Consider the following 19,316-nt stretch of genomic DNA (forward strand, 5'->3'; position numbering starts at 1 on the left):
CATCCACCTTTATAAAACTCCATGTTCAATCGTTAAATCTTGTGTCTCGGCATTAAGTTTTGCAGGCACACCAAGCGGTAAAGAAAAATGCGGTGTACAATGACCAATCATAAAGCCTTTCACAGTTGGCTTTCCGATACGTTTAAAATAGTAATCTAACACTTCATCTAGTGATAATGATTGTTCTCTTTCAGGCGTACAATTCTTAAAATTCCCAATGACGAACCCAGCTGCTTGTTGGAGCTTCCCAGCCATATATAGTTGATTCAACATGCGGTCAATCGATCTCGGCTCCTCATGAATATCTTCAATTAAGATAATTTTATCCTTCGTATCAATCTCAAATGCAGTTCCTATTGTGCTAGTAAGCAAACACAGATTACCTCCGACAATGTCACCTTCTGCTACTCCTGAAACAACTGTCTCAAGATTCCCTAATGTCTTAGGATATACCCTACCTTCTGGTTCCATTATTTGCTTCATAAAAGCCTTCGATAACGTTTGATCCTCTTGCACTGAGCCGATATCTGAAGCTAGCATCGGCCCATGAAAAGTAACTAACCCCGTCTTTTGTCGAATAGCTGTATGTAGAAAAGTAATATCACTATAGCCCCAAAAAACCTTTGGATTTTCAGCGATCATTTTATAATCAATATCATCAGCAATTCTAGCTGTTCCATAGCCACCTCCTGCACAGATAATGGCTTTGACTTCCTTATCAGCAAACATCATATGTAAATCTTCTAATCTATTCTCATTCGGCCCAGCTAAATAACCGTATTGTTCAAAGAGAGACTGGCCGAGCTTTATTTTCAATCCTAATTCTTTCTCCAAATAAGCAAATGAACGTTTTAAGTTTTCTTGATTTGGTGGGCTTGCAGGTGCGATTACCCCGACTGTATCCCCCATGCGTAATCTAGCCGGTTTGATGATCATTTCCCCACATCCTTTTCATTGTCATTACTTCAATATATGCGTATGTGAATTCGGTTATTTCACAAGCAATCTTTTAAGCGTGATTAGGCAAATCTAGACATCAATCTATTTATTTCTCAGGAAATATTGTCGAAGTATAAGAGCTGTTTCACCTATCATTTCTTACTATAAGTGAAGAGTGAACCCCCGAAAGGGCTCACCTCACCTTTCAAACCTTATATCTTAATAAAATTATTTTTTATCCGCCCACTTCAGTTCGATATAGCCAACTGGATGGCGAACAATACCAGTTATATTTTCCTTCTGTAAATACACTTGATTGTAGAAGTGAATCGGCATAATCGGCATTTCTTCAAAAAGGATTTTCTCAGCTTCATACATCATTTCAAAACGTTTTTCTTCATTTGCTTCGTTCTTAGCATCTTTAATCAATTTGTCATATTCTTCATTAGACCAACCTGTACGGTTCATTGAATGTCCTGTTTGGAAATTTTCTAGGAAGTTAATTGGATCAGCATAGTCAGCTAAGAAAGAACTTCTAGAGAATTGGAACTTAAGGGCTGTTTGTTCTTCTGAAAAGACATTCCATTCCATATTCGCCAATTTCACACTAACATCTAAGTTTTCTTTAAGCATTTGTTGGATCGCTTCTGCCATTTTTTTGTGATTCTCACTTGTGCTATAAGTTAACGTGACTTCAGGAAGGGTATCATATCCTTCTTCTTCCATTCCTTTTGCTAAAAGCGCCTTCGCTTCCTCAAGATTAGTTTCTACCAGATTACCACCAGCTTCACGGAAATCCTTACCTGATGGATCTTTAAACCCTGGGGAAACAAATCCATACGCTGGCTCTTCACCATTTTTTGTGACGTAATCAACAATCTCTTGTTGATTGATTGCCATGACAAACGCCTTACGAATATTCACATTTTGGAATGGTTCCATCGTTACATTAAAACGGTAGAAATAATCTCCAGCCTGTTCGACCATTTGTGCAGAACCATCAGCAAATAATTCTTCGCTCAACTCCGCTGGAACAGCTGATGTATCAAGTTCACCAGTTTTATACATTTGATATTCTGTTGTTTCATCATCCACCATAGCCCAGTGAACTTTGTCTAACTTCACATTAGTTGCATCCCAATAGTTCTCATTTTTCTCCATTACAAAATGGCTATCATGTTGCCATTCTGTTAATTTGAAAGGTCCATTTGAAACATATGAATCAGCTTCTGCGAACCATTCTGGGTTTTCTTCAGCCACTTTTTCATTAATCGGGAAGAACGCCGGATTCGTGATAACGCTCAAGAAGTAAGCTTGTGGACTTGTTAATGTTACTTCAAATGTTTTTTCATCGACAGCCTTTACTTGAACATCATCTGCAGAACCATCTCCGTTATTAAAAGCTTCTCCACCTTCAATGAAATAACCTAAAAACGCGGCAGCCGAACCAGTATCTGGGTTTAGTAGCCTTTTCCACGCATAAACGAAATCGCCCGCTGTTACATCATCGCCATTAGACCATTTCGCATCGTCTCTTAAATGGAATGTATAAACTTTACCATCCTCAGAAACATCCCATTTCTCAGCAATTGCTGGAGCTGGTTGGTGATCTTCTCCTAATCTTGTTAAGCCTTCCATCAAGTTATTCAATGCTGACCAAGAGACACTATCAAAACCGATTGGCGGGTCAAAAGAAGTCGGTTCTTGGGCATTATTCATATACAATACTTTTTCTGCCGCCTCTTCTCCTCCTCCAGTTTCACCATCTGTTTCCTTCCCTGCCTCCTCATTCGCTGTACAAGCAGATAGAACAAGAGCGAAAACTAGTAATAATACAAGTGAGAATAGCTTCTTCATCATATTTCCCCCTTCATCTTTATAAATATTTTATATTTTCAGCTATTTCAGCTGATAAATATTAAGACTGCTTACTTGACCATCATTTTTAATTTTTGCGCCCTTTCATCTTGCAACCAACAATCCACTTTATGTGTATTGGAAAGTTTCTTTTCACGTGGAATGATCTTATCACATACTTCCATAGCAAAATCACATCTTGCTGTAAATGGACAACCAATTGGTGGTGAAAATAAATCTGGGGGTGAACCTAAAATAGGAACCAGTTCCCCACCAATTAGATCGAGTCTCGGTACAGATTGCAACAAGCCTTTCGTATAAGGATGCTGGGGTTGATAAAAAATTTCTCTCCTCGTGCCTTCCTCAACGATTTTACCAGCGTACATAACGGCAATGCGGTCAGCTACTTGGGCGACAACACCTAAATCATGTGTGATCAAAATAATAGATACATCCGTCTTCTTTTGTATTTCTTTAAATAAATCAAGTATTTGCGCTTGGATTGTTACATCCAAAGCTGTTGTTGGTTCATCAGCAATAAGAATTTCCGGCTCACACACCAGGGCGATGGCAATCATCAACCTTTGTCTCATCCCCCCACTAAATTCATGAGGGTAGTTTTTCATACGCATATCTGCATCAGGAATACCGACAAGATTTAACATATCAAGTGCCCGTTTTCTTGCCTTTTCTTTTGTTGAACCATCATGTTGTATAATGCCTTCTATTAGTTGCTTTCCTACAGTCAATGTCGGATTTAATGCCGTCATTGGGTCTTGGAAAATCATTGAAATATCCTTCCCGCGTACAGTTCTCATTTCTTTTTCAGAAATATTCACGAGGTCTTTATTTTTAAATCGAATCGCACCAGACGCAATCTTTCCTGGTGGTGAGGGGATGAGCCTCATAATACTTTGTGAGGTTACACTTTTCCCACAACCTGACTCGCCAACAATGGCTAATGTTTCTCCCTTATTTAAGTCGAAGGTAACACCTCTTACTGCTTTTACTTCTCCGCCATACGTCTTAAACGTTACATGCAGATCTTCCACTTCAAGTATTTTCTCCATGATTGTTACCTCCTTAACTTAGGATCCAATGCGTCTTGTAAACCGTCACCTAACACATTAAATGAAAACATCGTTAAACTAATAAATAACGCTGGGAAGAATAGTCTCCACCAATCTCCAGTTAATATAGAAGTGAGTGCATCATTAGCCATCGATCCCCAACTAGCTAGTGGGGGTTGAATCCCTAACCCTAAGAAGCTAAGAAAGGCTTCAGCAAAAATGGCTGATGGTACTGTTAAAGTCATCTGAACGATTATCGGTCCCATCGTATTCGGAAGTAAGTTTTTACGAATGATTCTCCCCGTTTTCGTACCAAAGGTTTTCGATGCCATTACAAATTCATAGTTTTTCACCTGAAGAACTTGCCCCCGGACAATCCTGGCCATTCCTACCCAGCCTGTGATCGACAGGGCAAAAATAATGGTGAATAACCCTGGTCCCATGACCACACTAATTAAAATCACGACTAAAAGATAAGGAAGACCGTATAATACCTCTACAATCCGCATCATTACATTGTCTGTGCGTCCACCCTTATAACCGGCGATGCCTCCATAAGCAACACCAATGGCAAAGTCAATAAGTGCTGCAGCAAGACCCACAAATAAGGAAACCTGGGCCCCTTCCCACACTCGAGTAAAGACATCTCTACCTAGTTCATCTGTGCCAAACCAAAATTCTGAAGATGGCGCCAAGTTTTGATTCGCCAGCATTTGTTCGGATCCATTATGAGGGGAAATCAACGGCCCCACAAAAGACATAATGGTTAAAAGAACAAGAAAAACGAGCCCTGACATAGCCAATTTATTCTTCAATAACCTTTTCCATGCATCTTGCCAATAAGAAAGACTCGGTCTGACAACCGCTTCCGCTTTTCTTTCATCTTTTTCTTTCGGGGAAAACCAATCATCTGGAATATCTGTATATGTATCGTTCGTGTGCTTTTGTGTCTCCATCAGTTCCCCTCCTTTTTATGAAGCTTAATTCTAGGGTCTAATATGCCGTAAGCAATGTCGACAAGGAATAACATAACGATTAATATCGAGCTGTAAAACACCGTAGTCCCCATAATGACTGGATAGTCACGCGTATTAATACTCTCAACGAAATACTTCCCCATGCCCGGGATAGCAAATATTTTCTCAATCACAAATGTACCTGTAAGAATACTGGCAGCTAATGTACCTAGCACGGTTACTACCGGTAAAAGCGCATTGCGCAATGCATGTCTAAAAACAATTGTCACAGGCTTCAAACCTTTCGCTTTCGCTGTGCGAATATAGTCCTGTGTTAACACTTCTAGCATGCTGGATCTTGTAAGCCTAGCAATAATTGCCATCGGCCCAGTCGCAAGCGCTAAAGTCGGTAGCACCATATGCATTGGACTCGACCATGTTGCTACAGGAAAAATCGGAAGGTTAACTGCAAGTTGCTGAATTAGCATGGTTGCCATGACAAAATTCGGAATGGAAATACCTAACACCGCTACAGTCATAGCTAAATAATCTATAAAGCCATTATGTCTAAGAGCGGCGATCACGCCGAGGGTAATCCCCGATATAACAGCCACTATGAGGGTGACCATCCCTAATTCAAAAGAAACAGGAAAGCCCCGACCGAGCATATCATTAACCGATTGCGCCGGCTTTTTAATCGACGGTCCAAAATCAAAGGTAACGACAGATTGGATATAAGAAAAATACTGGACATATAGTGGTTCATCTAAATGATAGAATGCTTCTAAGTTCCTTTGAACCGCTTCACTTGTTGCACGTTCATTATTAAATGGCGAACCTGGTATAGCATGCATAAGAAAGAATGTAAGTGTGATGATTACCCATAAGGTGATGACCATCGCCCCGAGTCGTTTTCCAATGTACTTAAGCATAGACACACCTCCTTAGCAATATGATGTTCTCGAAGCTAATTCAGTCATGACAAGCATGGCACGATAAGCTTCTAAGATGTCTTTCGCTTGAAATTGCACCGTTGTTGTTCCTTCTTCCAAACGTGTTCCAGGCATTAATGCCGCCCACTCTGCTTGACCATAATTGGCAAACTCAATTTTAAGAAGCGGCTTATCTGGAGGCACAAGCGGCCTAACTCTTTCTTTATTCTCTATTGCTTGCACTGTCTTTTCTTTCAATAAAATCTCTGCTTTTGCTGGCGTAAGTGACTTCACTGCTGAACGGGTAATCGTTTCTTTCACTACCGCTGTCGTTATATGAGGTATTAGGCTTTCTGCTTCTTTCGCTGCTTGGTCATCACCAGCAACCATGATGACAGGGACACCATAGTATCCAGCTACATATGCATTGAACCCCAACTCACCAACAACAACATCGTTAATAAACATATTTCTCACATTAAAAAACATAGAATGCGACATCACGCCCTTCATGGAAGCGCGGGCATGATATCCGACAAAAATTGCTCCAGCATAAGATTCATCTATACCTTCTACCATTGAAAAGGGCTTTACATCCCCTGTAATTAAACTTGTATCTGGATGGAGATATTCAATCATCAAATTATTCATTTTCGAATGACTATCATTCACAAGCACCTCTTCACAACCTTGATTGAAGGCCTCTGTGATTACATAGTTCGCTTCATCAGTCATAATTCTCCGACCACGTTCATAGTTGTTTTTAGCTGAATCTACTTGAGTATGATCAGCAAGACCTGTAATTCCTTCCATATCGACTGACACATATAATTTCATTTTGTCCCCTCCACCTTATGATTCTCAGAAAATTGAAAATATTTTTCAAAAAAATATCATACCTTCATCATTAGAAATCAAAAAAAATCCAACGACCAAGGCATAGTGAAATAAACCTTTAGTCGCTGGATTTTATCTGCGATAAACAGAAAAAGCAGCTATTTCATTTTTAATTGGTTATATTTAATAAGTGCATTGCGATACGCTACCATTATGGCTTTCTGCGATGATCCAAAATATCTCGTTTCGATTTCATTTAATAAGAAATCAGACTCCAACAAACTTTGCCCAACGAAAATAGATTGGATGAAAGCTGATGTTAAACCTATGGTTGAAGAGCATTCAGCGTCGATAATCTTCCCAGAATCTTTCTCAACCACAAAGGCAATGAAAAAACCATTGTATTGTTGCATAATCGCATTGTTAGAAGAGGTTTTACTCTCTCCAATAATATAGAGGGTATTTGGCGGAAACATTTTTCTTCCTCCTAGCCAGTATGGATATTACAAGAGGTGCTTATGTAAAAACATAAACATTCATTGTAATGCATAAGACCCTTACTTAGAATTGTAAACCATTCGTCCTAGCTTTGACAATCAATTTTCAATATTTTTCTTAATATTTTTTTAATTTTGTCTTATTTATGTTAGATTATATAACATATGAAAGTGCCTTGTCTAGCAGGACTTTTCCCTCTACACTGCGCTCTCCGCCACCTTGAGCGAAAGTTTGGTTGCCTCCACCCTTACCTTTTATCTCTTGGAGTAACTTGCTACAAATTTCCTTCATGCTAAAGTCTACTTGTGTTCCACTCGCACATATACATTGTAGCTTCGTTTCCGTTTCATTAATAAACACAATAAGATTATTATCTTTCTCTGCTGTCATCCATTTGGCCATCCATTGCAATTCACTGATTGAACGATTAAGAAAAACCTTACCGACAACCAAGCAGTTATCGTTTGTCTTTGCTGTAGTCATTAATTGACGTGCTTCAAATTGCAAAAGTTGTTCTCTATTTACTTCTAATTGCTTTTGCAAGCTTTTCATATCCACTAAAAGCTTCTTAATTGTTTGCGCTACTTCTTCCTCAGGTGCACTTAATAACTTGCTTGCTTCATTTAAAACTTTATTTTTTTGATGCAATTGCTGCAATACCCTTGCACCACAAACAAAGTAAATTCGCGTTTTCTTTTTATGTCTCTCTGTTCCGAGAATTTTAATCGCACTTACTTCACCAGTTGAAGAAGGGTGTGTACCACCACATCCATTATAGTCAAATGATGGAATAATCACTAAACGAATATGATGAGAGACCGTTGTTTCTTTGCGAAGTGGATACTTGTAAAGATCCTCTTTCTCTACCCATACTGTCTCTATTTCTCTATTTTCAAGGATGATTTGGTTCGCTACATTTTCCACCCTTTCGAGTTCTTCATCCGTTACGTCTTCAATGTCTAAATCTATTGAAACAATTTCTTTCCCTAAATGAAAGCTAATCGTTTGATAGTGAAACGTTTCAGCAAAGGCAGCTGAAAGAATATGCTGACCCGCATGCTGCTGCATATGATCAAAGCGACGGTCCCAGTTAATTTTACCATCGACTTTCTCCCCTTCGTCTAACAACTGCGCCAAATAATGCCTAATCTCACCCTCCTTTTCTTCAACATTCATTACCTCTACACCATTTAGCCATCCCTTATCAGCAGGTTGTCCACCACCGGTCGGGTAAAACGCAGTTTCTTCTAATACGACGTAGCTGCCTTCTGTATCTTTACCTACCTTCGAGATATTTGTTGTAAATGTTTGTATATAAGCATCATTATAAAATAGCTTTTTTGTGAAATTCATGTCTTTATTCCCCCGCCTTTTTTGCCAAATGTAAATATTGTAGCTGTATTTCATCAGGGACCATGCTGCCGCCTGTTCCCCATACGAGATGAGTAGCCTTACTCATATTAGTGATACCAACCTGCTCAGAGTACATTGATTGAAGGATTTTTTTCGGACCTAAGAACCCAGCTAAAGCTGAAGGCTCCAAGAAAATACCCTCCTCACTCTTGAGAAAATGCATCATTTCATACAACTCACGGTCCGAAACAGTATAAACACCGCTTATCGCTTTTTCTAGCATATGACCAACTAATTGAGAGGGGCGTCCAACAGCGAGTCCATCCGCCTCTGTCTTTAGCTCTATTCCAATATCCTGTACCGAAATCTTTTCATGGAGGCCTGTTCGCAAACCTAATAACATGGCCGGTGCGTGTGTCGGTTCAGCAAAGAAACAATGTACATGCTCACCAAAAACTTGTTTTAATCCAAAGGTAATGCCCCCTGGTCCCCCTCCTACCCCACAAGGTAAGTAGACAAATAATGGATGCTCATGATTGATGCTGATTTGCTTTTCTTCTAGCTGTTTCTTTAGACGAAAGGCAGCAACTGCATATCCAAGAAAAAGGTGTTCAGAATGCTCATCGTCTATAAAATACATGGTCGGATCGCTCTCTGCTTGTCTTCTACCTTCAGCTACCGCCGCGCTAAAATCTGAAGTATGCTCGATGACCTGTACACCTTTTTGCTTCAATAATTCCTTCTTCCACTTCTTTGCCTCACTCGACATATGTACATATACGCGAAATCCAAGTTTTGCACCCATTATACCGATGCTTAAACCAAGATTACCTGTAGAACCAACAGCCATACTATACTGTGAAAAAAATGCCTGCTGATTAAATAATTTGCTATAATCATCAGTAAGGTTAAGAATCCCTTCAGATAAAGCAAGGTGTTCTGCATGCTTTAATACTTCATATATCCCACCTCTAGCTTTAATAGATCCCGATATAGGAAGTTCATTATCTGCCTTTAGCAGTAAGTCTCCTTTGACATTTACATGTTTTTCCTTCATATTGAACAATGTGAGTAAAGGAGATTCAATGATTCCCTTCTGCTTGCTTGTTTCAGGAAAAGCTTTAGCAATATATGGAGCAAATCTTTCTAAACGTCTTATAGCATCTTCAACATGTACACTAGATAAAGGACCACGAATCGTAGAATCATATTGTTGATTCAACCATAGTACTGGTTCATATTTAACTAGCTTTTTAATAAGTGAATCATTTGCTAATAACTGTTGTATTTGATTATTTTTCATATTCTATACACCTTCTTATCATTACGCTTTATCCTTATTTTGGCCGAACTATATTGGTTTTGTCGAGTGTAATTGTAAAATTGAGAAAGGAAGAACCCCCATGACTACATTTAAAAAAATGAATCTGCTGAGCCTATTTTATGCACTCATCGCTTATTTCCCCGTACAGCTTTCAAGCAATGTTAATAGAATCAGTCGCTGGACAGGCATAAATGTCAGTATGGTTATCATTATTAGTAATACACTTATTCTGATCATCCTTCTCTTAGGTACTGCCTATATTTTTCATTTAACTACAAAATGGCTACACCATAAAAAAATAAGGTATTTTACTAGCATTACTTGGATTCCTTTCTTTTCCATCATGATGCTTATTACTGCAATATTCTTACCGTTTTCAATGACCATCGAATCACCTAATCCAGTCACCAGTATCATCATTCTTATTTGTGTCATTCTCTATCCTATTTACATATTAATTGTTAATGGGTTCATGGCCATGACTCAATCATCTGAACAACCTTTAGTAGATAAAGTGAAGTAAAGTTATTTCACCACCATATAAGTAAATTTATTCACAAAGAGTTGTACACATCTTGTGTTACAGCCTTTTGTGACTGGTTTTACTTTACGTAAAAAACTAGTCCCTCAATGGGGAGCAGGCGGCTGTTCCAAACAGTGAATACCTTTTTCAATTACTCAAAACTCTCCCTCCTCTTTTTCCAGCAAACAATTCACTTCTTAACCAATTTAAAAAAATCCAGCGTCTATCGGAATCGAGTCATGATATTTTAACGATACGGAGCACTTCTATCAACCTTTGGGAAGTGTAGACATCAAGCAATAATTGTATTTCGTTTCATTAGATTCCTTCACTTTTACTATTTCCACGAAATGCTAAAAAAACTGACTCTATATTGTCGTACGTATACGACAATCTGAGTCAGTTTTTTATTGGTCGATATTTCTTAAATACACTTGCCAGTCTTTTATTCTTTCCCAATCACAAGCCTCTTGATTGTATGATTGGTCCTTTAACAAACATGTGACCTTTGTCTCTTTGAGTGTGTGCAATATTTGTGGTTTATCGTCGACATAATAATCTAGCTGAAGATCTTGAATGATATTCACTTTTTCGTGATCCTTCATTCCACAGAAAAAATGACCTTCTTCAATTGGAAAACCGAATTGCTTCATCCAAGCTTTCGTTTGCTGGCAATAGTCCGCATCTCTTGCGGTAATATAAAAGATCTCATGCCCCATTGCCGCCAGCTTCTGTAAAAGCTCAAGTGCGCCAGGAAAAGCTTTGCAGTTCGTAAAAAAGATTTCCTCTTGATGTTGATTCCACATTTTGAAACCTTCATCATCAGTCAAATCATATAAAGAATGGATTTCAAGTGTGTTTAATTGTTGAAGTGCAGATGCTTCAATCTCCTTCTTTAATTTCCGATTATAAATACTTAATGCATGTCCTCTTAAATCGATTAAAGTATCATCAATATCAAAACCAAACCTCATCATTTCAGTCCTTTATTTGTTAGTAGGATATCCAACAAACTTAAAGTCTTTGCCAATCGGAGTCACCGTTACATGCTCTAATTCTACCGCTTCACTCATAAGAGCAACCCCTGTACCTTCTAAAAAGGTTGGTGCTTCTTTTCCACCAACTAACTTAGGCGCTAAATAAATAACTACTTTATCAATATAACCGTCCTCTAAAAAGGACGCACTGACATTGCCGCCGCCTTCAATCAGAACAGAAGAAATTTGCTCTTCTTTTAACATAGTCATTACTTCAGCGATAGTTACTTTTTCTGTTGCTGTATGAAAGAGACGAATGCCCTTCTCTTCTAGCTGCGTTTTCTTCTCTTGATCATAGTAGGAACCAGTAAAAATCCATGTTGGTGCTAATCCATCATTAACAAGCTGACTTTCCATAGGGATACGTAAAGTTGAATCTAACACAAGTCTAATGGGATTTCTACCATTTTGTATTCTAGACGTTAGAGCTGGGTCATCATGAAGCACTGTTCCAATTCCAACTAAAATCGCTTGATGGTTACTTCTTAACTGGTGTACATCTAATCTTGCTTCTTCTGAAGTAATCCACTTACTGCTAGCTGTATGTGTAGCAATTTTACCATCCAGTGAAATACCAGATTTCAGTGTAATGAAAGGACGATCAGCAGTTATATAATGATTAAATACCTCATTCATCTCTATTGCTGCTTGTTCACAAATACCAATAATTACTTCGATACCTGCTTTTTCTAATATCCTTACTCCATTCCCACTAACAATAGGATTGGGGTCTAATGAAGCGATAACGCATTTTTTTATCCCCGCTTGAACAAGGGCCTCCGCACAGGGACCCGTTCGTCCATGATGGGAACAAGGTTCCAAGGTAACATAAATCGTTGCCCCTTTCGCTTGATCCCCTGCCATATTGAGCGCATGAATTTCTGCATGTGGTTCACCTGCTTTCATATGGGCGCCGATACCCACAATCCGCTGATTATTTACAATAACGGCACCTACAAGCGGATTGGGATCTGTTTGTCCCTTCATCGCTTTGGCATTTTGCAGTGCTAACTCCATGTAAAATTGATCATTACTCATCTCTCGACACCCCTTCAGCTTGAAGATGCCCGGATTTTAACACCTTTGTTTGCAAATACTTTTCATTAAAATCAGAGATATCACCCCATAGAGGTGTACGACCTACTAATAAGGCTCCTGCATCTGTTAAAGCATCTAGTTTCTTGGGATTATTCGTGATTAATGTAATAGGCTTTTTCCTTAATTGTTGTAATACAGTGATTGCTTCATCATATTTTCGAGAGTCATCCACAAAGCCAAGCTCTTCATTTGCCTCAACGGTATCATAACCATTTTCCTGCAGTACATAAGCCATCGCTTTACTAAATAACCCAATGCCTCTTCCCTCATGATTAGCTAAGTAAAACAATGCGCCCGAACCATTTGCCACCATCATTTTCATAGATTGCTTAAGTTGGTATCCGCAATCACAACGCTTGCTGCCAAAAATATCCCCGGTATGACAAATCGAGTGGAAACGCACCAATGCATCTTCACTATCCTCAAAATCACCGTAAACAAGGACACTTGATTGCTGTGAATCAGCAAGATTAGCAGAAGATAAATGAGCGACAATCTTGCTCGTATCATCCATCACTTCAGCACTATCTAACCAGCAATACCATTTGAAATGCACAGTTTCTCCATCTAGGTTTACAGGTAAGCGAATCGGCCCTACTAAATAAACAGAACGATCCCCTCGATCAATTCTCTGAATCTTTTTTTCTAATATTTCAATTGCTTTTGTTTCTATGTTTATTTGATTCATTTATTTCTCCCCCTAAGACTCAGGCAGAGACAAACTGCTCTCTGTATGAAGCCTCCATCTTTTGTTGCTCTAATTGTAAAGATTCAATATCTGTTCTTCTATATCTTTCAAACTCATTTAAGCATGCTGCACTTGTATCGTTTGCAGCTAAAGCTTTAACTATCGTTGGATATAAAGTTTCTGCATCAATCAAGGCACTATTTAAGCCAAATGCGCCTGTTGGACTCATCGTATGAGCTGCGTCTCCCATTAGTACTAAGCCATCCTTAACCCAAGTTTGGCAACGACAACTTTGTACATTTAGTAAAATAAAATCCTGCCACGATTGAATATACTTTAACACAGATTGTTGTAAATCTGGAAATGCCTGAATTAACTTTTCTATATATGTTTCCACTGGTTGTTTCCTAATCTCTGCAAAAGCACCTTTATCTATATTCCATCCCACTTGAATATAAGCATTCGTTTGTGTAAATAGCGCTAGTTGATGATCGTTTACTAAGCCTTGTCGTATAACAGGTTGCCAATTTTGTGGTGCAGGGAATTTTGCCCAAAGTAAATCGTAATCGTGTTCAATTTTTTCAAATGGAATTTTAGCTAGCTTTCTAATCGTTGAATGCCTACCATCTGAACCAATAACAACGGAGGAGTGAATCGTTATTTCTTCTCCATTTTTCCTTTTCGCTTTTACCCCTTTTACTTTCCCATCTGAGAGCATCAATTCAGTAGCCCTTGTACCTGTTAATAGGCGATAGGCGGAGAACTGTAAAGATTCTTTTAATAGAACTGATAATAAATGCTTTTGCGGTACATGGATGCCAACATGTCTTTCATCTGGAGCAGGTGAGACAGTTCTAAGAATTCTCCCGTTCTGCCAGTACTCTATTCCTTCCATCGGCAATATACCTAATTGTTTGACCTGATCAAACAATTGATATTTTTTAAGTACATTTTCACCTAAGTGATTTAAATGTTCTCCTCTGAATTCTTTATCCATATTTTCATTACGTTCTAGCACGATGACATTGATGCCATTTTTCGCTAGTAAATATCCCAATAATGCGCCGCCAGGTCCGGCACCAACAATACATACATCGTAGTTAACATCCATAAGGCTCACCTTTCTATTCAACGACTAACTTAATATTGTTTCCAGCGGGGTCACTCACAATATAACTGTCCGCTTGCCTTTCGACCTCTATATTCATCGCTTGAAGTCTTTCAACAGCCTGTTCAAGCTTATTTTTCGGGAAAACGAGCGTATAGAAAGCCATCCCAACACTATTAGCTGAAGGTGCTACAGCCATGGTTCCGTTCCAAATATTTAAGCCAATATGATGATGGTACTTCCCAGTAGAAATAAACAATGCTTGATTACCATAATGAGTAACTACTTCAAAGCCTAGACCCTCACAATAAAAAGTTTTTGCTTCTTCTATATTATTTACATGTAAATGAATATGTCCCATAATTGTTTCATTCGGCATACCATTCCACTCATTACCGTCCCATTCACTCATAATACTTTGAACATCTAAGGCATTGGTGCCCATGACAACTTCTTCGCCCCTCCAATCCCAAGACGTTTTTGGGCGATCAGCATAAATTTCAATCCCATTTCCGTCTGGGTCTGCTAAATAAAGGGCTTCACTCACATTATGATCAGACGCTCCTTGTAAAGGATAATTCACTTTAATAAAGTGGCGAATGATCTTAGCTAAGTCATTTCTCGTTGGAAGCAGGATGGCAAAATGATATAGCCCTGTTCTTCTCAGCTCTTTTTTCTGCAAACCTTCTGGCGCATGTAATTGCACTAAAGTTTGATTCCCATCAGCTGATAATGACACTTCATGCTTGCTTTGATGCAATACTTGGAAACCTAATATATCTTGATAGAATCTTAGTGATGTTTGTAAATTTTTTACTTTAAGATCTATTTTCTGTGCGTAGATATTTGGCTCTGCATGAAACGTATTCATTTGCATTAACCCCTTTAATTGTCTTTTAGTTATGTTAGTTACTTTATGTAAGTAATTATATTTTTGTTAACTACTTGTGTCAAGTACAATAATCATGTATTGTTAAGATATAAGGAAATCATCGAATAGGGGTGACCATTTTGAATCAAGCACTGATATGTCCTCGATTCGAAAAAGCCATGAGTATCATGAGCCAACGTTGGACTGGTCTAGTAATCTATCAACTATTAGCAGGACCTAAACGCTTTTGTACATTAGAATCTTCAATGAGCATTAGCGGTAGAGTCTTGTCCGAAAGATTAAAGGACCTTGAACAACAAGGTATTGTTAAACGCGAGGTGTATCCGGAAACGCCCGTAAGAATAGAGTATTCGCTTACAGACAAAGGAATGGCCCTAGAGCCCGTTTTACGCGAAATAGAGAAGTGGTCTCAAGAATGGTTGCAAGCCGAATAAAGAACGACAATAAATCCCCATATACGTACTATGGGGACCTTTTTTTATGAGTGAGGTCTTTTGCCCACACTTCTCGCTACTTCCATAGCCGCTTATATGCGCATTTTATTCTTATCAGAGGCACCGTCCCTCTTTTCTCCCCTCCCAAAAAAAATTTCCGGCACATTGGCCGGAAATTCATTCTTATTTTCTCTTTAAAAATAACGGGATAGACATAACTGCTGCTCCACCTATAAAAAAGAGCCAATTCTTATTAAACTTTCTGGTGTCCGGATTTTGTTTTACTATCTCTTCCTTTTCCTTACCCTCACTTGAACCAAGTCCTTTTACAAAAGCAAGTAGAATACTCATTCCTTCCCTTACCTCTGAATCCCTCAGCATAGATAGCATGGTCACTTCCTTTTTTTCCTTATCTGATTGTTGAACCTCTACCATGCGGGTGAGTGCAGTATTTATTTTATCAATCATCGGTTCCCATTCCTTTAAATCCATTTTTCCCAAGACTTCAAGGAGAAGGAACGAATTTTTAATTGATCCTGTAACTTCAGGATGCTCCATTGATAACAGGACACGGTCAAGAATTTTGTCACTTTGTCCCAGCATACTTTCAACGATATGAAGGATGCCTTTTTCGTGGATTCTTTGTATTAAGTGTATAGAATCAATAATTGCTCGGCGGTTATTCACAATACTATCTTCTAGTTCCTTTAATTCCCTCTTTCTCTGCTCTTCAGGCGACACTTCAATTTTTCGAATAACTGTTGTTGCTTTAGCCATGTTTCCTCCTCCTCTCTCTCACAAGATCTCCAGGGAAAATATAGTCGCTCCTCTGCCATTTCCCTTCCACATTCACACCTACTTGCGGTTGAGGTGTGCCGAAGCGATGATTCTTTCGTGGTAATGGTGACTCTCCATTTTCTTCTATCACCTCAAGCTTTGCTGAAATCTCTTTATATGCAGGCGTATCTGTATCCTTATCTGTATGCGAACTAGTTAAATAGTTAATAGCGCCCTCTCCAGATGTATTCATTGGTAAATAGACTTGCTTACCTTTTACTCGATCAGTGACGAGACAGCTTACCCTTACACTGCCATAGGGAGAAGTTAACCTCACTTTCGTACCATCTCTAATCCCTCTTTCCGCTGCCAATTCGCCTGACACCTCCAGAAAGACATTAGGTGTTTTACCGGAAATCGCTTTAGACTTGTAAGTCATATTCCCTTCATGAAAATGCTCTAGCAGTCGACCGTTGTTGACATGGATATCATATTCTTCATTGAAAGTGAGCGGTTGTGTCCATTTCACTGGATGAAGAATAGCTTTTCCACCCGGAAGTGAAAATCCATCTGTGAATAAGAGTGGAGTATCCTTGCCATCTGCTGCTACTGGCCATTGTAGACTTTTATAGCCTTCTAACCGATCATAATTGACTCCAGCCATTAACGGGGTAAGAGATGCGGCTTCATCCATAATCTCACTTGGATGTTGATAGTTCCAATCTCCACCTAGTTGATTAGCAATAGCCATAATAATTTCCCAATCAGGCTTAGAATCACCAAGGGGTTCCATTACTCTATATAACCGTTGAATTCTTCTTTCGGTATTGGTAAACGTTCCTTCTTTCTCCAAACTAGGACTGGCTGGTAATACAACATCCGCATATTGGCATGTTTTCGAGAAAAAGATATCTTGCACAATAAACAGGTCTAGTTTTTCAAAAGCTGCTTGTACATGATTGATATTCGTATCAACAATCCCCATATCTTCGCCTTTTATATATAAAGCCTTTAATTTCCCTTCATGAATGGCTTCTACCATTTCTTGATTATTTAAACCAGGCTCACTAGGGAGATCCACACCCCACTGCTCCTCAAAACGTTGTCTGACACTTTCATCGGTTACATATTGATAACCAGGGAAACGATCTGGCATACTGCCAAAATCACTTGTTCCTTGCACATTATTATGACCTCTAAGTGGATAAGCACCTGCACCTGGTTTCATATAGTTTCCTGTTACAAGGAGCAAATTAGAGATAGCTGTACTTGTGTCACTGCCTCCACCATGCTGTGTCACACCCATCGCCCAAAGGATAGATGTTGTTTTTGCTTCATGAATTCTTTCGGCGATTGAGATCAGCTCTTCTTCTGATAAGTGCGTCACTTCAGAAGCGTATGATAATGTATAGGGCGTTAAACTTTCGAAGAAAACTTCTACATCATTGACATGCGCAGCTAAAAACGCTTCATCATGCCAGCCTTGATCGACAATATATTTTGTTACTGCTGAAAGCCAAACAAGATCGCTGCCCGGTGCAGGTTGAACGAAAAGGTCTGCTCGTTCAGCTAATTCATGCTTCCGTAAATCTGCCACAATCACTTTTTGACCGTTTAATTTCTGCGCTCGTTTCACTCTTGTAGCCAAAACAGGATGGGATTCTGCTGTATTGGAGCCGATAGAAATGATTAACTCTGCTTGAGCAATATCACTAATGCTGCCAGAATCGCCTCCGTAACCTACTGTTCTCCATAGTCCCTTTGTTGCTGGAGATTGGCAATAACGGGAACAATTATCAACATTATTTGTCCCGATGACAGCTCTCGCTAATTTTTGCATTAAATAGGACTCTTCATTTGTACATTTAGAAGATGCAACAAAAGCTAATGAATCCGGTCCATGATTCGTTTTTATCTCAGTCATTTTTGAGCGAATAAAAGTAAGCGCTTCCTCCCACTCCACTTCTTTGAAACCTTCTTCATCTCTTATCAATGGCTTAGTCAAACGCTCTTCACTATTCACAAAATCCCAGCCAAATTTGCCTTTCACACAAGTTGATACACCATTTGCTGGTGCCTCTTCCTGCGGCTCCACTTTTAATATTTGCCTTCCTTTTGTCCACACATCAAACGAACAGCCTACGCCACAATATGTACAAACGGTTTTCGTCTTTTTAATTCTTTCTTCTCGCATAGTTGCTTCTATATCTGAAATGGTTAAAAGAGACTCATAACCTGTTTCAATATTCTTCGTTAATTCAATCATCGGACGAAGAGATTGTTGTTTAACACCGGTTAAGAATCCAGCTTCCCCTTCCATCCCAACTTCCATCATGGCATTACAAGGGCAAACAGTTGAACAATGACCACAGTTTACACATGACGAGTCTTCAATCGGAGAATCCTTGTCCCAAATTACTCGTGGTCGTTTTAAATCCCAATCAATTGTTAACGTTTCATTAACTTGTAAGTTCTGACATGCCTCGACACATCTTCCACAAAGGATACATTGATCAGGATCATAGCGATAAAACTCATTTCTTTGTACTTCTGCATTTTTTGATGTATGATCAGTCTCTTGATGGGAAATCTTCATTTCTTTGACGGTATTATGTATTTCGCAATTGCCATTATTAAAGTCACAAACTGTGCAATATAATTCATGATTACCTAATATGCGATCCATAGCGATCATCTGCGCTTCATGGATATCTTCACCTACTGTTTCAACCTTATCATTTGGCCGAATGGTCGTTGAGCACGAACGGACATATTCTCCATTTACTTTTACAATACAAGTGTCACAAGTTTCAATAGCTCCTAAACTAGGATGATAACAAAGTGATGGTATCTCAATATTTTTTGTATTTAATAGCTGCATGACCGTCTTTTGATTACTCACACTTGTTGTTTCACCATTAATTGTGACCTCAAACTTCTCTGTCACTATGAGCCCCCCTTAATCCCTTTATTTCCCTATCTACTAATTCCCC

18 protein-coding genes are annotated in these 19,316 nt (G+C 38.9%); 2 read left to right on the top strand and 16 right to left on the bottom strand.

Going from position 1 to position 19,316, the window contains the following annotated elements; genetic code table 11:
- Positions 1-9 precede the first annotated feature (9 nt).
- The 9 genes from MKX29_RS06520 to MKX29_RS06560 form a co-directional block, all read right to left on the bottom strand.
- Positions 10-936 carry a S66 peptidase family protein gene (locus tag MKX29_RS06520; RefSeq protein WP_251162956.1) on the bottom strand — a complete coding sequence of 309 codons (927 nt, stop codon included), beginning with the start codon at positions 934-936 and terminating at the stop codon, positions 10-12.
- A gap of 231 nt (positions 937-1,167) precedes the next feature.
- Complete coding sequence (locus MKX29_RS06525; RefSeq protein WP_224938168.1) at positions 1,168-2,796, bottom strand: peptide ABC transporter substrate-binding protein; 1,629 nt, start codon at positions 2,794-2,796, stop codon at positions 1,168-1,170.
- A 71-nt stretch (positions 2,797-2,867) separates the two neighbouring features.
- Positions 2,868-3,866: an ABC transporter ATP-binding protein gene (locus MKX29_RS06530; RefSeq protein ID WP_095370872.1), complete on the bottom strand. Its 999-nt coding sequence runs from the start codon at positions 3,864-3,866 to the stop codon at positions 2,868-2,870.
- A gap of 5 nt (positions 3,867-3,871) precedes the next feature.
- A complete protein-coding gene (locus tag MKX29_RS06535; RefSeq protein WP_224938170.1) occupies positions 3,872-4,822 on the bottom strand; it encodes an ABC transporter permease in 951 nt (316 codons plus the stop codon).
- Positions 4,822-5,754 (bottom strand): ABC transporter permease, encoded by a 933-nt coding sequence (locus MKX29_RS06540; protein WP_095370874.1) that lies wholly within the window; start codon positions 5,752-5,754, stop codon positions 4,822-4,824. Before MKX29_RS06540 ends, MKX29_RS06535 begins: the two co-directional genes overlap by 1 nt.
- Positions 5,755-5,766: 12 nt before the next feature.
- The gene (locus tag MKX29_RS06545) at positions 5,767-6,591 is read right to left on the bottom strand and encodes a M55 family metallopeptidase (RefSeq protein ID WP_224938171.1); all 825 of its coding nucleotides are present in this window, start codon (positions 6,589-6,591) and stop codon (positions 5,767-5,769) included.
- A 158-nt stretch (positions 6,592-6,749) separates the two neighbouring features.
- On the bottom strand, positions 6,750-7,067 hold the full coding sequence (locus MKX29_RS06550) for a DUF3870 domain-containing protein (RefSeq protein ID WP_224938172.1): 318 nt from the start codon (positions 7,065-7,067) through the stop codon (positions 6,750-6,752).
- 175 nt (positions 7,068-7,242) lie between these two features.
- Positions 7,243-8,442: an alanyl-tRNA editing protein gene (locus MKX29_RS06555; protein WP_224938173.1), complete on the bottom strand. Its 1,200-nt coding sequence runs from the start codon at positions 8,440-8,442 to the stop codon at positions 7,243-7,245.
- Positions 8,443-8,446: 4 nt separating this feature from the next.
- Entirely contained in the window at positions 8,447-9,745 is a 1,299-nt protein-coding gene (locus tag MKX29_RS06560; RefSeq protein ID WP_224938174.1) for a D-serine ammonia-lyase, read from the bottom strand.
- A 100-nt stretch (positions 9,746-9,845) separates the two neighbouring features.
- Here MKX29_RS06560 and MKX29_RS06565 point away from each other — a divergent pair, with 100 nt between their 5' ends.
- Positions 9,846-10,289: a hypothetical protein gene (locus MKX29_RS06565; protein WP_224938175.1), complete on the top strand. Its 444-nt coding sequence runs from the start codon at positions 9,846-9,848 to the stop codon at positions 10,287-10,289.
- A 407-nt stretch (positions 10,290-10,696) separates the two neighbouring features.
- Here the strand turns inward: MKX29_RS06565 and MKX29_RS06570 are convergent, their stop codons facing one another.
- Genes MKX29_RS06570 through MKX29_RS06590 form a run of 5 tightly spaced genes read right to left on the bottom strand, consistent with a single transcriptional unit; the run spans position 10,697 to position 15,091 of the window.
- Positions 10,697-11,263: a 5' nucleotidase, NT5C type gene (locus tag MKX29_RS06570; RefSeq protein WP_251162959.1), complete on the bottom strand. Its 567-nt coding sequence runs from the start codon at positions 11,261-11,263 to the stop codon at positions 10,697-10,699.
- A 12-nt stretch (positions 11,264-11,275) separates the two neighbouring features.
- Positions 11,276-12,364, bottom strand: coding sequence for a bifunctional diaminohydroxyphosphoribosylaminopyrimidine deaminase/5-amino-6-(5-phosphoribosylamino)uracil reductase RibD (gene ribD / locus MKX29_RS06575; protein WP_289432718.1), 1,089 nt, complete (start codon positions 12,362-12,364; stop codon positions 11,276-11,278).
- Entirely contained in the window at positions 12,357-13,112 is a 756-nt protein-coding gene (locus tag MKX29_RS06580) for a GTP cyclohydrolase II (protein ID WP_251162961.1), read from the bottom strand. Before MKX29_RS06580 ends, ribD begins: the two co-directional genes overlap by 8 nt.
- A gap of 19 nt (positions 13,113-13,131) precedes the next feature.
- Positions 13,132-14,223 carry an FAD-dependent monooxygenase gene (locus tag MKX29_RS06585; RefSeq protein WP_341104692.1) on the bottom strand — a complete coding sequence of 364 codons (1,092 nt, stop codon included), beginning with the start codon at positions 14,221-14,223 and terminating at the stop codon, positions 13,132-13,134.
- 13 nt (positions 14,224-14,236) lie between these two features.
- Positions 14,237-15,091, bottom strand: coding sequence for a VOC family protein (locus MKX29_RS06590; protein WP_341104693.1), 855 nt, complete (start codon positions 15,089-15,091; stop codon positions 14,237-14,239).
- Positions 15,092-15,231: 140 nt separating this feature from the next.
- Between MKX29_RS06590 and MKX29_RS06595 the strand changes: the two genes are divergently transcribed.
- The gene (locus tag MKX29_RS06595; RefSeq protein ID WP_095370884.1) at positions 15,232-15,546 is read left to right on the top strand and encodes a winged helix-turn-helix transcriptional regulator; all 315 of its coding nucleotides are present in this window, start codon (positions 15,232-15,234) and stop codon (positions 15,544-15,546) included.
- A 183-nt stretch (positions 15,547-15,729) separates the two neighbouring features.
- On the opposite strand, the gene MKX29_RS06600 is transcribed toward MKX29_RS06595, so the two are convergent.
- Both MKX29_RS06600 and fdhF read right to left on the bottom strand, forming a co-directional pair.
- Entirely contained in the window at positions 15,730-16,323 is a 594-nt protein-coding gene (locus MKX29_RS06600) for a DUF1641 domain-containing protein (protein WP_224938181.1), read from the bottom strand.
- Positions 16,316-19,270, bottom strand: coding sequence for a formate dehydrogenase subunit alpha (fdhF, locus tag MKX29_RS06605; protein WP_341104694.1), 2,955 nt, complete (start codon positions 19,268-19,270; stop codon positions 16,316-16,318). Before fdhF ends, MKX29_RS06600 begins: the two co-directional genes overlap by 8 nt.
- Positions 19,271-19,316: the final 46 nt, after the last annotated feature.

Source organism: Cytobacillus sp. FSL R7-0696 (genome assembly GCF_038006865.1).
Lineage (GTDB): Bacteria > Bacillota > Bacilli > Bacillales > Cytobacillaceae > Cytobacillus > Cytobacillus kochii.